This window comes from Argonema galeatum A003/A1 (genome assembly GCF_023333595.1).
In the GTDB taxonomy this organism is placed as follows: domain Bacteria; phylum Cyanobacteriota; class Cyanobacteriia; order Cyanobacteriales; family Aerosakkonemataceae; genus Argonema; species Argonema galeatum.
On the sequence record NZ_JAIQZM010000001.1, the window covers coordinates 258921 to 273043 of the forward strand.

Sequence of the window (14123 nt, forward strand, 5' to 3'; positions counted from 1 at the left end):
TACTGAAGGTAGGACGCTTCTTACTCCAACCTCAAAGACGATCCGACTAAACTGTTTAAATTCCCCATTCTCCAGCACGAACTCTGAATTAACTGCTATGCGAAGTCATTATTGCGGCCAAATCCGAAGCTCCCATGTGGGAGAGACTGTTACCCTTTGTGGTTGGGTAGACCGTCGCCGCGATCACGGGGGCGTGATTTTCTTGGATTTGCGCGATCGCTCCGGCATTGTCCAAATTGTCAGCGACCCAGTACGCACCCCAGGCTCCTACGAACAAGCCGAAAAGCTACGTAATGAGTATGTTGTAAAAATTACTGGTCGCGTCACCCCACGTCCAGAAGAATCCCTCAACCCCAAATTGCCTACTGGCGAGATTGAAATTTACGCAGATCGAATCGAACTGCTAAATCAGGTACACAAACAGCTGCCTTTCCAGGTGTCAGCGGGTGAAAATGAGCCGGTGCGGGAAGAGTTGCGGCTGAGATATCGGTATTTGGATTTGCGGCGCGATCGTATGACCGCCAATCTGCAACTGCGCCACAATGTTGTTAAAGCCATTCGCCGCTTCTTAGAAGACGAGCAAGACTTCATCGAAGTTGAAACGCCAATTCTGACTCGCTCCACACCAGAAGGCGCACGGGATTACCTCGTACCCAGCCGCGTCAATCCCGGTGAATGGTTTGCCTTACCACAATCGCCGCAATTATTCAAGCAATTGCTGATGGTTTCTGGATTCGATCGCTACTATCAGATTGCGCGTTGTTTCCGCGATGAAGATTTACGCGCCGACAGACAACCAGAATTCACTCAATTGGACATGGAAATGAGCTTCATGTCTGTTGAAGAGATTCTCCATCTCAATGAAGAGTTAGTTTGTCATGTTTTTAAGGCAGTTAAAGGTATTGAGTTGCCTAAACCTTTCCCCCGTCTAACTTACGCCGAAGCGATGGAACGTTACGGATGCGATAAACCGGACACCCGCTATGGCTTAGAGTTAGTGAATGTTGCCGATTTGTTCAAAGATTCTGGCTTCAAGGTGTTCTCAGGTGCGATCGCATCTGGAGGCGTCGTCAAAGTATTACCCATTCCAGGTGGCAATGATGCTGTCTCGAACGTGCGGATAAAAGCAGGTGGCGACTTGTTCAAAGAAGCCGCAGAAGCTGGCGCTAAAGGTTTGGCTTATATCCGCGTCCGGGATAATGGCGAAATCGACACTATTGGCGCGATTAAAGATAACCTGAGTGAAGAAAAAAAACAGGAATTATTGAATCGCACAGGTGCAAAACCCGGACATCTTTTATTATTTGCTGCTGATTCAGTAGCCGTCGTCAATAAAACACTCGATCGACTCCGCCAAGTAGTTGCACAACAATTAGGATTAATTGACCAAAACAAAATTAACTTGCTTTGGGTAACAGATTTCCCCATGTTTGAATGGAATGCAGACGAGAAGCGACTAGAAGCATTGCACCACCCCTTCACAGCACCCCATCCCGACGATTTGAGCGACCTAAAAACCGCCAGAGCGCAAGCCTATGACATAATATTTAATGGCATAGAAATTGGCGGCGGAAGTCGGCGTATTTATCAGCGCGATGTTCAAGAACAAGTGTTTGAACATATTGGTTTAACTCCAGAAGAAGCACGCAATAAATTTGGTTTCTTGCTGGACGCATTTGAATATGGAACACCGCCTCATGGTGGAATTGCCTACGGTTTAGACCGCTGGGTAATGCTGTTAGCTGGTGAAGAGTCAATTCGCGATGTGATTGCATTTCCGAAGACACAGCAGGCGAGTTGCTTGCTGACAGGTGCGCCAGCTAGTGTCGATGTGAAACAGTTGAAGGAATTGCAGGTGCAATCAACTTATAAGCCGAAGGCTTAATTCCGAAAATTATAGGGTCTTTCGGAATTATTATACCAATGTTCATTATGAACATTTTTGTAGGGACACGGCATCATTAAAATTTTCATAAAACCGACAATATTTATGATGCCGTGTCCCTACAGTTTATCCGACCCGAAATAACCAAATTATAATGGTAATTGGTGATATCTTTTCGGCAATTACCTACTACCTATTAGCAGGAGGTCAACATGACCGAAATAGTCGAAATAGCCGAACCTGTAGAATTGCCTACTTCCTTACCAGATCGTACACAATTACCAGAATCGGATGGAAATTTTGTGAAAAACTTTCAAGAACCACCACAGGCAGATCTCTTAACTGATTCCATTACTCCTATTTTACTGCAACGTCATCCAGACAGTCAATATTGTATAGGTAGAGATTCCGGAATTTATTGGCGAATCACAGAACCACCAGAAAAAGGTTGCAAAGCACCGGATTGGTTTTACGTCCCAAATGTACCACCAATGTTAAACGGTCAATATCGCCGTTATTATGTTTTATTGCAGGAAACTTTAGCGCCATTAATTATATTAGAATTTGTTTCGGGAGATGGTTCAGAAGAACGAGATACTACTCGTTATGAAGGCAAATTTTGGGTTTATGAAAAAGCAATTCGAGTTCCATTTTATGGTATTTATGATGTAGTTAACGAAAAAGTGGAAGTTTATGATTTGGTAGCTGGAAGCTATCAGTTAAAGTCGCCTAACGATCGCGGTCATTATCCGATCGAACCTTTAGGAGTAGAACTCGGTATTTGGCATGGAAGATATCAAAATATGGAATCTCCCTGGCTGCGTTGGTGGGATGCACAAGGAAATCTTTTGTTAACAGCAGAAGAACGCGCTGAAAGATTAGCTGCACAATTAAGAGCTTTAGGTGTTGAACCGGAGGTATAAATATGACTGCTACTTTTACTAAAGCGATCGATCTTAATTCTACTTTACCAGATCATACTCAGTTACCAGAGTCGGACGGTACGTTTGTGAAAAATTTTCAGGAGCATCCACAAAGTATTTTACTAACAGATTCGATCACACCTGTATTGCAGCAGTTGCATCCAGACGGACAATATTGCATTGGTCAAGATAGCGGTATTTATTGGCGTTTAGCCAATCCACTGGAAAGAGGCGCAGAAGCACCAGATTGGTTTTACGTGCCAAATGTACCACCCAATTTGGATGGTCAATACCGACGTTCTTATGTTCTTTGGCAAGAATATGTCGCACCTTCAATTGTATTGGAATTTGTTTCTGGTGATGGTTCAGAAGAAAGAGATTCAACTCCTATCACTGGGAAATTTTGGGTTTACGAACAAGCGATTCGCGTTCCTTTTTATGGCATTTACGAGGTGAATAGAGCTAGGGTTGAAGTATATAAATTGTTGTCAGGAAAATATCATTTAGTAACGGCAAATGAGCAAGGGAGATTTCCCATTGATCTTCTAGGTTTGGAGTTAGGAATTTGGCGAGGAAGATATCAAAATCAGGACTTACCTTGGCTGCGTTGGTGGGATGCTGAGGGTAATTTGTTGTTGGCTGGTAGCGAAAGAGCAGAATTGGAACGTCAGGAAAAAGAATTAGCTCAACAGGAGGCTAAGGAAGAACGACAACGTGCTGAAGAGGAACGACAACGTGCTGATCGATTAGCCGCACAGTTAAGAGCTTTGGGAATTGAGCCAGAAGCTTGAGTTTGAAAATTAGTGCGATCGCTCTTTGATAATATGGTGAAAGTGCGATCGCCGAAATGATTGTGAATATCTACCCACAATTGTATATAGCGGCTTGCGCTTGGATGAGATACAGCCCAGAAACCGGGTTTCTTTGTACCACACTCGCCTGAAAGCTGCTGTAAGATAAAATATAATATGTTAAAATAGGAAAATTAACAATTCCGTCGATCTTATTAAAAATGTCTCGTAATTTCACAGCAATAGTTTATTGGGAAGAAGATGTATATGTTGCTCAATGTCCTAAAGTGGGGACTGCTAGCCAAGGAGAAATGATTGAAGAAGCGATCGCCAATCTCAAAGAAGCCACAGAACTATATCTAGAAGAATTCCCTGAATATAGAGCCGAAATAGTGTTGTGGGATGCGGTAGTAGGAGATGGAATTGGAGAGGATTGTTAAAATAATTTTATCATTGAACCAAGTCAAACACCACCTGACGATCGTCCAGAACATGATTGGCGCGATCCTTCTAAACCCTGGAATCCTGAAGATGACAGCGTTGTGGAAGGGTGGCGAAGACGTGCAGATGGAACGTGGGAGCGCGTGGATACCGAGTTAGAGCCTGATACTGATATTGAATTAAATAATAATGGAGGATAGTATGCAATCAATTTTGTGTCAAGAATTGATAGAGTTTGACGCTTTATCCCGTTATCATGCTGAAGATATTCAGCGCCTATTGGCTGAAGTTGAGGTAGCTACTCAATATACAGTAGTGGTTTTGAAAAATGCTCACTACCTGACTACTAAAGCTTTTGGAATTCTTTACGAATACCTGCAAAAACAACCCTCTAAGGATGTGGTTTTTATTCTTGTATCTAGCGATAGGTCACGAATTTTTCCACCACTACTAGAATATGTAAAGTTGGCAGGGTAGGAAAAGCCGTATTTTCGGTAAGAATGAGAGAGGCGATCGCTCTTGGGGATGAGGTGAAAAAGGATTCTTTCGGATCGAATATGCTGTAGTAGCACAGCTCATCAATATGTCGGTCATACCAAGATTTTAATTATGCCGTGCCCCTACAAAATGAACAGGAATGAACATTAGCATAAGAATTCCGAAAAACCCTGAAAAAGCGATCGCCTATTCCTAAAAAGTTTGTGGATAGAGAAGCGATCGTGCGGCAGTAAAGTAAGAGCGATCGCTTATACGCAGAGATCCCCCCAAACCCCTTTTAAAGGGGGGCTAAGAGAAATAAAAAGCGATCGCGTAGCGTGCCATAGGCATTCGATCTTGGGGATGAGGTAAAATGATATCTATAGCCTTGCTGGGAAACACTCCTTGTATTGGTAGCTCCATTCCATTCCTTGCCGCTGACATCCATATTCTGTTGTCGGCATACACATCCCTATATCGTTACGCCAATTTCCTCCATAAGCAGCGCAATTAAGCATTGCATTGTTTCTTCCCCATTCAGAGTGAATACCTTGATTCATTTGAGGAGACATTCCATATCTTGTACAGTCAACTCCCCCACGACTAACTAGCATTGCTGCGAAGGAATTGACGGGAGCCTTTTCACATAGGGAACGGTAATAATCGGCATTGGATTGACCTAAAGCTATTTGTGCTGGGATAACCCCCAATGTGACAGAAGTAAATATTCCGAATCCTGCTAATGCTAAAGGTTTTGTCTTCATTTGATTTCAAGTTCTAAGGGTTAGGTTGAATAATAATTTATATAATTTTTCCACAAGCAACTAAGTTTGTCAGTCGGAAAATGCCGGATTTTGTAGGCAATAAGACAATTTGTGACTATCTAGCTATGTCGGAACAAATCGGAAAATGTCGGAAAATGTCGGGTTAGATCGGAAATTGTCGGATATAATAGGCAAAATATCCGGCATCTATCCGACCTATGGACGTTAACGAAGTGTTAAAATTTGCCGACGAGATAGTTTTTAACAATACTGGAAAACACTTAGACGATCTGGAACAATCCATATTACGCGGGGTTTGGCAAGGTCATAAATACTCAAAAATTGCAGAAGAATCTCACCGTACTGAGAGTCATGTCAGGGATGTTGCTTCTGAATTATGGAAGCTCCTCTCAGATAAATTAGGAGAAGATCTAACTAAATCAAATTTTCGAGCGACAATTGAGAGGTGGCGATTCTCCATTGTTTCATCAAATTATAGTAAAAATTTTGTAGAAATTAATAACGTTAAAGTCTGTGGAGAGGCTTTGCAATCTCCAAAAGTTCCACAAGATCGATCACACGACGTTAGAAACCCGGTTTCTCCAAGAAACCGGGTTTCTGTAGATAATGCACCTGATGTCTCCTCTTTCTACGGACGCGCTGAGGAACTGAATATACTAAAAAAATGGATAGTGGAAGAACGCTGTCGCCTCGTCGCAATTGTTGGAATCAGCGGTATTGGCAAAACCGCTCTTGCTGTAAAATTATTAGAGCGAATACAAGATAAATTTGAGTATGTAATTTGGCAAAGTCTTCGCTATTCCCCATCCCTAGAAGCAATTCTGAGAAACCTAATTCAATTTCTGTCCGATCGAAGCGAAACAGATTTACCAGTCAGCATCGCCGATCGACTATCGCTGCTGATGGAATATTTGCGAAAATCTCGCTGTCTCATAATACTAGATGATGTGCAAATGGTTCTAAGTAGCGGACAGCTAGCTGGTAACTACAAATCTGGATATGAAGATTATGGCGAATTCTTCAGAACTGTAGCCGAATTTTCCCATAACAGTTGCTTGGTGATGAACAGTTGGGAACCACCTAGAGAAATTTTACCATTAAAAGGCGACACTGCACCTATTCGGTCGTTACAGCTGAATGGATTGGGTTTAGCGGCGGTGGAAATCCTCAGAGAACAAGGTTTAGTTGAAGAGGATAAATGGGAATACCTGATCGACGCCTATGCAGGTAATCCATTATGGCTAAAAATAGTTGCCACAATGATACAAGAGTTATTTAGGGGCAAAGTATCTGAATTTCTCAAATACGATACCCTGGTTTTGAATGAAGATTTGAAAGCTATATTACATCAGCAGTTTAATCGCCTATCAGAATTAGAGAAACAGGTAATTTCCCGCATAGGAAATGAATCGGTGCCTGTTTCAATTTACCAATTGCTAGAAAATATGCAATTATCGCCTTCAGAGTTGTTCAATGGGATACAATCTTTGGGAAGACGATCGCTAATTGAAAAAAAGGAACAAAGCAATGAAACGCTGTTCGCAGTTCAACCAGTCGTGAGACAATATGTGAAAACCCAATATGCTGGCAATGATGGATGAGAAGTAGAAGCAACTTCCAAGAATTGTCAGTTGCTTCGATTTCCCCGCTTAACTTTCACGCGGAAGTTCTAGCAAATTCCCGATTCTGAAGTTGCCAAGCTTTCTCAGTCCAGACATTATTGGATAACAATCCGTTATACATTTTTAATTCAAACGGATGGGGGGGTTCGTCTGCAAACGGAGGTGAACCTTTATCGTGAGACTTAATTAAGCTGACTATCCAGGGTAGGAAGTCTAAAATTTCCTCTGGTAGTAAAGTTAACTCAAAATGCCAACCTTGATTAAAGCCTCGACATTCTTGGCCCCATTGAGGTATCCTGATTCTACCAGCGCCCTTGTTAATTGCCACTCGAAGAATGAAGGGACGTTCGGGAATTAAGTGATCGGGTGCTGTGTAAGCATAAATATTCACATAATTCAGTCGTTTACTGTTATCTAACCAAGACGCAGTAGGAAAATTACTACTATATGAATTCCCTGTGATTTTCACAGGCACTTTCATCGCCGCAGCGAAGAGGGAGTAGAACTCACGCCTTAGGGAGTCAACAATGCGTATTGCTTCTGGGGTCATGATTTCTACACCTCTTGAGAAAGAAAAGATTTAGCGAGTTCTGTTAAACCGTCTCTTACGCCTTCTAGCAATAGCTTTGCGCTTGCGCTTTTCAGGAGGGGTTTCAAAGTGACGCTGGCGCTTTATATCTGAAAAAATCCCGGCTTTGGAGACTTGACGCTTAAATCGACGTAAAGCTGATTCAAGCCCTTCATTTTCCCCTACGATTATTTGGGTCATCCTGTCTACTCCTAAGCATGGGTAAATAGCTGGGTGGTTGCGATCGCTTAGCGTCAGCCTATAGCCTGACGGCGTAGCTTCCCTGAAGCGCATTCGCGTGGCGTGTGCGTTCTGCGATCGCTCAAGTGAATCAAACAGTTTGCATCGGGCAGAAGTAGAAGTCAGGGCGATTCCGTTCTCAAATGTAAAGGACAAAACCGATGGAGTTTCACGGCTGCTTAGAGATCTAAGTAGCACATTCAACCAAACAAATCCAGGGCGTTTAGAGCCTGTTCTGCGCTTTAATCCAGTCATCACAGCTAAAAACTGAATGCCCGAACAGAACTTCACCCCATTAACTACTGTATAATCCCTTAGCTTAAAAGCTTAATACCGTCTACCGCCGCCGCCGCCGCCGCCGCCGCCGCTATTAAACCTGCCCCGGCTATCTCCACCGCGTCCGCCGCCGCCGCCGCCACCTCTATCTTCACGGGGTTTGGCCTTATTAACTTTCAAGTTACGACCCATCCACTCAGCACCATCAAGAGCATCAATAGCAGCTGTTTCTTCAGCTTCATTTTCCATTTCCACAAAAGCAAAGCCCCGCACGCGGCCAGTTTCCCGGTCAGTTGGCAGCTGAACCCGCTTTACCGTTCCATATTCAGCGAAGACATTGCTGATGTCCTCTTGTGTGACTTCGTAAGATAGGTTACCTACGTAGATTGACATTGGTCTCTCCAGAATTTAGTGATGTAGAGATTTCGATCCGGAGAGGAGCTTATAAGCATCATAAACAAACACTACACCGAATTTATTTCTCAAGCAATATCTTAACACAGGATCTGTTACGGCTAGCTTTAATCAACTTTGCCTATATAAATTACAGCATAAAGCCAGAAACCGGAACAACCGCAGGCACGGGGAAGTGTGTTGAAGACATTGCTAGTTTCGATCGTGGGAATTATACCGCCGCTAATTTCGGTGTGGGTGATGCGTAAAGCAGAAGAACGGGCGGGCTCAAGGCTGAGAATTGCCATATAAAGAGCTTCGCTTACGCCATTGGTAATGCCCCCGCATCCGCCAGACCTCGAATACATTGGCGATCGCACCTGTAAATTTAATGGAGGTTCTGCTACATAAAACTGACACAAAGCTGGACATTAGGGTATAAACCTGAGCCGCTTGAAGTTTACGTCCTGTTTCGCAAGGGGGCATCGGAGCGGTTAACCCGAATCCGGGCTTCCACCGTTTAGCCAAGGTTGGCGTGCGGATAGTTCTCTAAATCGATCGAGGCGTTTAAATCTTGATCGATCTCAAATCCACACTCATAACACTAGCATATCTGGAAATTGCCACTTTTTGGGTGACGCATTCTGGGATTAAAAACAAAAAATGGGAATGATGTTGACCATCCCCATTTACCCGTGCAAGCTAAAATGCCGGGATTACAACTGAGCTACGTACTGCTCCTTCTCTGGCAAAACCGTATACTCAGCCAAAATTTGCCGGAACTCTTCACCGTCAATAGTTTCTTTTTCAACCAAAAGATCCACCAGACGATCGATCGCAGTGCGATTCTCGCGCACGATCCGCTTGGCATCCTCGTAACAATGCTCCACAATCTTGCGTACCTGGGCATCAACGCGGGAAGCAATTTCTTCAGAATACTCCGATCGCATCCCTAAGTCGCGCCCCAGAAACACCTCGCTGCTTTGACTTTCCAGCGACAGTGGCCCCAAATCCGACATCCCGAAGCGAGTCACCATTTGCCGCGCCATCCCCGCCACTTGCTGCAAGTCACCGCCAGCACCTGTAGTCACCTCAGCATCGCCGAAGATCACATCCTCTGCCGCACGACCGCCTAAAGCACCAGTAATCCGCGCCTTCAATTGGGCTCTAGAGATTAATCCTTGCTCCTCGTTGGGAGCAAACCAAGTCAGACCGCGAGCTTGACCGCGAGGAATCAAGGTAACTTTTTGCATCGGGTCGTGGTCTTTGATCAGCGTACCGACGATCGCGTGACCGACTTCGTGGTAACCGATCAAACGCTTAGTCTTGCTATCTACCAAAGGCGTACCTTCCATACCAGCAACAACGCGGTCAACCGCATCGTTGATTTCCAGCATCGTAATCGCTTCTTTGCGCCGACGAGCAGTCAGAATTGCCGCTTCGTTGAGCAAGTTAGCCAAATCAGCACCGCTAAATCCCGGTGTACGACGAGCTATAGCTTCCAGAGAAATATCTTCTGCTAACTTCTTATTGCGTGCGTGGACTTTGAGAATTTCCAGGCGTCCTTTAATATCGGGAGTATCAACTGTGACCTGCCGGTCAAAGCGTCCCGGACGCAATAAGGCAGAGTCCAGAACATCGGCACGGTTAGTAGCGGCGATGATAATAATACCGCTGTTACCTTCAAACCCATCCATTTCCGTCAGCAGCTGGTTGAGAGTTTGTTCCCGTTCGTCATTACCGCCGCCGATACCCGCACCGCGCATCCGTCCGACCGCATCAATTTCATCAATGAAGATCAGACAAGGAGCATTTTCTTTTGCTTTTTTGAACAAGTCGCGCACGCGCGAAGCACCCACTCCCACGAACATCTCCACGAATTCCGAACCGGAGATACTGAAGAAAGGAACGCCAGCTTCACCAGCAATCGCTTTGGCAAGCAGAGTTTTGCCAGTTCCCGGAGGGCCAACCAGCAGCACGCCTTTGGGAATGCGAGCGCCAACAGCGCTGAAGCGTTCCGGCTGTTTCAGGAAAGTGACGATTTCTTGCAGTTCCTCTTTAGCTTCTTCGATGCCAGCAACATCGTCGAATTTGGTGTCTGTTTTCGCTTCCATCATGAAGCGGGCGCGGGATTTGCCAAAGCTCATGGCTTGTCCGGGGCCACCTGGAATGTTGCTAGAGCGACGGAATAGGAAAAACAATCCACCAATTAACAGAATTGGGAAAACCAGATTTCCTAATAGTCCCCAAATTGCTCCATCGTTGCGAAGAGGATGGATGGCAAAACTAATGTTTTGTTCTTTAAGCTGGGAAATTAGTTCAGGGGCGCTTACGGGCAAATCCACGCGCCACAGTTGGGGCTGATTGTCCAGTCCCGGTTCCGGATCTATCCCTTCGACAATAGCCGTTCGTCCTCCCTCGTATAGATCGACACTGGTAACTCGATTGCTATCTAAGTATTCCAAAAAGCGACCGTATGTCATTCGCGTACTGGCGGTGTTCCTATTCATGTCGATCGCAGATGAGCTGAATGTTCCTTGCCAGATGAAAACTCCAATGACTAACACAGGCAAGGTCCACAGTAGTACGACTTTCCAGGAAAATTTCATAGATGGGTGGCCTCTAAATGGGAGTAGGACTAACTCGGTAATGATTTACACCAATTGTGCTTTTCAACAAAGTCTGATAACTTCTTGATGTTTATCGCTTGGTGGGCGATTTGTGACACACAAAAATAATAACGGCGAACAAATCTTAATTAAATTTAACCTAATTATCATAATTAGAGCAAGCCAGCGGGGACTGGGATCTGGGTGAGTTTTGAGTTGAAAAACTCCTTTACCCCTCTGCCCCTCTGCGACTCTGCTCCTCTGCCCTACAGAGGGAGCCTGCTTGGGGGTAAGCTCCAATCAGGTCTGAGGTTTTGGGCTTTACGTAAATAGGGATGGTAAATAGTGACGTGGGGGTATGGAAGGTTAACGTGGATGAGGAAGCGAATGCAGCGCTCTAAGTCTCCTTGAACGTGCATCTGCTGGACATCCAATAGGGCGACATTTTCCCAACCGGGACGTTTGCGTGCTAGAGCGGCTGGAAAAATCGCATCCAGATCGCGGGTAGCAGAGAAAATGGCACTAATAATATCGTTGGGGTCTAAATGATTGTGCTTTTCTAGTTCATCTAGCAGTTCCGTCACAGCTTCTCCAATCGCCTCAACCGAATTTTCCGAGACAGTGGTTGCCCCACGAATTGCCCTAACTCGCCACTCCACGCAGAAATCTCCTTATTTTCAAAACAAATATTTAGATAAATTCACTAGCCGCTTCCATCAGAACCGAAGCGCTGCTGGAAAGTCAGCAGCGCTTGGGCTATGTTAACAAAACCTGAGATGTGAAGTACCCCAACTAAACTTAGTTATAGTTAGGGCTTTCCCTTTCCCTCTTTTCCTTTCCCTCTTTAAGGTCTGTAGAGCCACAAAGGCAGACCGCTAGTAGACAGCTCAAATTCTAACCAATCGATGCCCGATGATAGTCCAGATGACATCTTGCTGTTTCCCGACAGCAGGCGACTTAGGACGGGTTTGCGTTCTTCAAAGTTGTAGCAGCGGGCTTTATCGGGGTCGAGTCCTGCCAGTTCAGCTGCCCAGCGGCGGGCGTCTTCCTCAGTACCCAAGCGATCGACTATGCCCAATTGTAAGGCTTGTTCTCCAGTAAAAATGCGCCCATCTGCAAAACTCTTAACAGTTTCTACCGTCAGGTTTCGCGCCTCTGCCACCGTTTGCACAAACTGTTGATAGCTAATATCGATCAACTCTTGCAAAATATTTTCTTCTGGTTCCGTCAGTTCTCGGTCAAAGGCCAGAATGTCTTTGTAGGGGCCGGATTTGATGGTTTTGAAAGAAACGCCAACTTTGTCTAGCAGGCGTTCCAGGTTATTGCCGCGCAGAATAACTCCGATGCTGCCGGTAATCGTGCCTGGGTTGGCGATGATGTGCTGGGCTCCCATAGCAATGTATACGCCACCAGACGCTGAAATATTCCCAAAACTGGCGACAATTTTGACTTTTTCTTGCAGACGCTTCAGAGCGCTGTAGATTTCTTGGGAATCCCCCACCGTGCCGCCAGGACTATCGATTCGCAGCAGTAAGACAGGAAAACGTTTTTCCTCAACGGTTTTAAGGGCTTCGAGAACCCATTTTCGGGTAGCACCGGCGATCGCGCCAGTAACTTCAATGTGGGCAATTTGTTTGCGAAACTTAGGCTTAAAAGGCCAAATCATCGGATTTTAGATTTTAGATTTTAGATTTTAGATTGAGGAAAGTCCTGTGACAACAGAGTTTCAGTTCACTCTCACCATCTTGCCATCTCCTCAAGCTTGATGGGCAAATATTTTGACCTATGTCAACAGCTTAACAGAAATACATAATTCAATACAATTAAGATAGCTAACCCAGCCTAGAGCATCAAGGGAGCCATTTAATGCAGTTGATACCAATACGATTTGATATGGCAAGAAATTTAAACCTAATATTCTCGCGGGAAAAGCGGGCTAACCTTGAGTCCCTGAAAGGGATTGAAACAAAACTAGCTGAGTCGAAACTACCTTTTGCTTCCCTACTTCTAATCGCGCCCTTTTTCCTGTGGGGTACGGCAATGGTAGCGATGAAAGGCATCATCCCACAGACAACGCCGCTGTTTATGGCTGGGGTACGCCTCGTGCCAGCAGGTGTTTTGGTGTTGGTATTTGCCATGATAACGGGAAGACCCCAACCCCGCACTTGGTCGGCTTGGTTGTGGATAAGTTTGTTTGCCCTCGTGGATGGGGCGCTGTTTCAAGGCTTTTTAGCAGAGGGATTGGTTCGCACCAGTGCTGGTTTGGGTTCGGTAATGATCGACTCCCAACCTCTGGCTGTAGCGCTGCTCTCCCTGTGGCTATTTCAGGAGCGGATTGGATTGTGGGGATGGTTGGGACTTGGGATAGGCGTCCTGGGGATCAGTTTGATTGGTTTACCGGATGGGTGGATAATGAATCTGCTGCAAGGTAGCGCTCAAGCACCATCAATAGACATCCAGCAGTTGTTTCATAATGGCGAGTGGCTGATGTTGCTGGCCGCCCTTTCAATGGCAGTGGGAACTATCCTCATTCGGCTCGTATGCCGCTATGCCGACCCTGTGAGCGCCACCGGCTGGCACATGATTTTGGGCGGTTTGCCCTTGTTTGCCCTCTCAGCCGCCACAGAAACCCAGCAGTGGCAACATCTGGATTTCTCCAGCTGGATAGCATTAAGCTACTCAACTATTTTTGGCAGTGCTTTAGCCTACGGTCTATTCTTTTACTTTGCCAAAAGCGGCAGCTTAACCAGCCTCAGTTCCCTCACCTTTCTAACCCCAGTATTTGCCCTCCTATTCGGCAACTTCTTCCTATCCGAAATGCTAGAGCCATATCAGTGGATGGGAGTCTGCCTAACTCTAGTCAGCATCTACCTAGTCAATCAGCGAGATACACTCGCAAAGTTACTGCAACCCAAGATATCTGACAGTGAAACACCTGCATCAGTCAAGCTATTAGAGCCTTCCAAAGTAGAATTGGCGGAGCTTCCCATCAAAATACCTGAATCTGAATCAGAAATTTGGCGTTAAATTAGCGGCAGGGGCTGCTAATTTTTACTATATTCGCATGGACTTTCTGGGATCTCAGGCACTAGGGCTGAGTTTCTGAGCAAATC

15 protein-coding genes are annotated in these 14123 nt (G+C 45.3%); 7 read left to right on the forward strand and 8 right to left on the reverse strand.

The window, feature by feature from the left end; translation table 11 throughout:
- The first annotated feature begins 97 nt into the window (after nt 1–97).
- From aspS to LAY41_RS01275, 5 genes are all read left to right on the forward strand, one after another.
- The gene (aspS, locus tag LAY41_RS01255) at nt 98–1885 is read left to right on the forward strand and encodes an aspartate--tRNA ligase (protein ID WP_249093232.1); all 1788 of its coding nucleotides are present in this window, start codon (nt 98–100) and stop codon (nt 1883–1885) included.
- A gap of 212 nt (nt 1886–2097) precedes the next feature.
- Entirely contained in the window at nt 2098–2808 is a 711-nt protein-coding gene (locus LAY41_RS01260; RefSeq protein ID WP_249093234.1) for a Uma2 family endonuclease, read from the forward strand.
- Nucleotides 2809–2810: 2 nt separating this feature from the next.
- On the forward strand, nt 2811–3599 hold the full coding sequence (locus tag LAY41_RS01265) for a Uma2 family endonuclease (protein WP_249093236.1): 789 nt from the start codon (nt 2811–2813) through the stop codon (nt 3597–3599).
- Between the two features lie 221 nt (nt 3600–3820).
- On the forward strand, nt 3821–4039 hold the full coding sequence (locus LAY41_RS01270; protein WP_249093238.1) for a type II toxin-antitoxin system HicB family antitoxin: 219 nt from the start codon (nt 3821–3823) through the stop codon (nt 4037–4039).
- 202 nt (nt 4040–4241) lie between these two features.
- A complete protein-coding gene (locus tag LAY41_RS01275) occupies nt 4242–4517 on the forward strand; it encodes a hypothetical protein (protein ID WP_249093239.1) in 276 nt (91 codons plus the stop codon).
- A gap of 380 nt (nt 4518–4897) precedes the next feature.
- On the opposite strand, the gene LAY41_RS01280 is transcribed toward LAY41_RS01275, so the two are convergent.
- Entirely contained in the window at nt 4898–5281 is a 384-nt protein-coding gene (locus tag LAY41_RS01280; protein ID WP_249093241.1) for a hypothetical protein, read from the reverse strand.
- A gap of 218 nt (nt 5282–5499) precedes the next feature.
- Between LAY41_RS01280 and LAY41_RS01285 the strand changes: the two genes are divergently transcribed.
- Nucleotides 5500–6903 carry a helix-turn-helix domain-containing protein gene (locus LAY41_RS01285; RefSeq protein WP_249093244.1) on the forward strand — a complete coding sequence of 468 codons (1404 nt, stop codon included), beginning with the start codon at nt 5500–5502 and terminating at the stop codon, nt 6901–6903.
- Nucleotides 6904–6958: 55 nt separating this feature from the next.
- Here the strand turns inward: LAY41_RS01285 and LAY41_RS01290 are convergent, their stop codons facing one another.
- From LAY41_RS01290 to sppA, 7 genes are all read right to left on the reverse strand, one after another.
- Nucleotides 6959–7474 (reverse strand): hypothetical protein, encoded by a 516-nt coding sequence (locus LAY41_RS01290; RefSeq protein ID WP_249093246.1) that lies wholly within the window; start codon nt 7472–7474, stop codon nt 6959–6961.
- A gap of 30 nt (nt 7475–7504) precedes the next feature.
- Nucleotides 7505–7693 (reverse strand): 30S ribosomal protein S21, encoded by a 189-nt coding sequence (gene rpsU, locus LAY41_RS01295; protein WP_249071973.1) that lies wholly within the window; start codon nt 7691–7693, stop codon nt 7505–7507.
- Between the two features lie 366 nt (nt 7694–8059).
- The gene (locus LAY41_RS01300; protein WP_249093248.1) at nt 8060–8401 is read right to left on the reverse strand and encodes an RNA recognition motif domain-containing protein; all 342 of its coding nucleotides are present in this window, start codon (nt 8399–8401) and stop codon (nt 8060–8062) included.
- Nucleotides 8402–8529: 128 nt separating this feature from the next.
- On the reverse strand, nt 8530–8823 hold the full coding sequence (locus LAY41_RS01305; protein WP_249093249.1) for a hypothetical protein: 294 nt from the start codon (nt 8821–8823) through the stop codon (nt 8530–8532).
- Nucleotides 8824–9117: 294 nt separating this feature from the next.
- On the reverse strand, nt 9118–11010 hold the full coding sequence (gene ftsH2, locus LAY41_RS01310; RefSeq protein ID WP_249093252.1) for an ATP-dependent zinc metalloprotease FtsH2: 1893 nt from the start codon (nt 11008–11010) through the stop codon (nt 9118–9120).
- Nucleotides 11011–11276: 266 nt separating this feature from the next.
- A complete protein-coding gene (aroH, locus tag LAY41_RS01315; RefSeq protein ID WP_249093254.1) occupies nt 11277–11669 on the reverse strand; it encodes a chorismate mutase in 393 nt (130 codons plus the stop codon).
- Nucleotides 11670–11854: 185 nt separating this feature from the next.
- Complete coding sequence (gene sppA / locus LAY41_RS01320; protein ID WP_249093257.1) at nt 11855–12676, reverse strand: signal peptide peptidase SppA; 822 nt, start codon at nt 12674–12676, stop codon at nt 11855–11857.
- Between the two features lie 293 nt (nt 12677–12969).
- On the opposite strand from sppA, the gene LAY41_RS01325 reads away from it, so the two are divergent.
- Entirely contained in the window at nt 12970–14037 is a 1068-nt protein-coding gene (locus LAY41_RS01325) for a DMT family transporter (protein WP_249094031.1), read from the forward strand.
- Nucleotides 14038–14123: the final 86 nt, after the last annotated feature.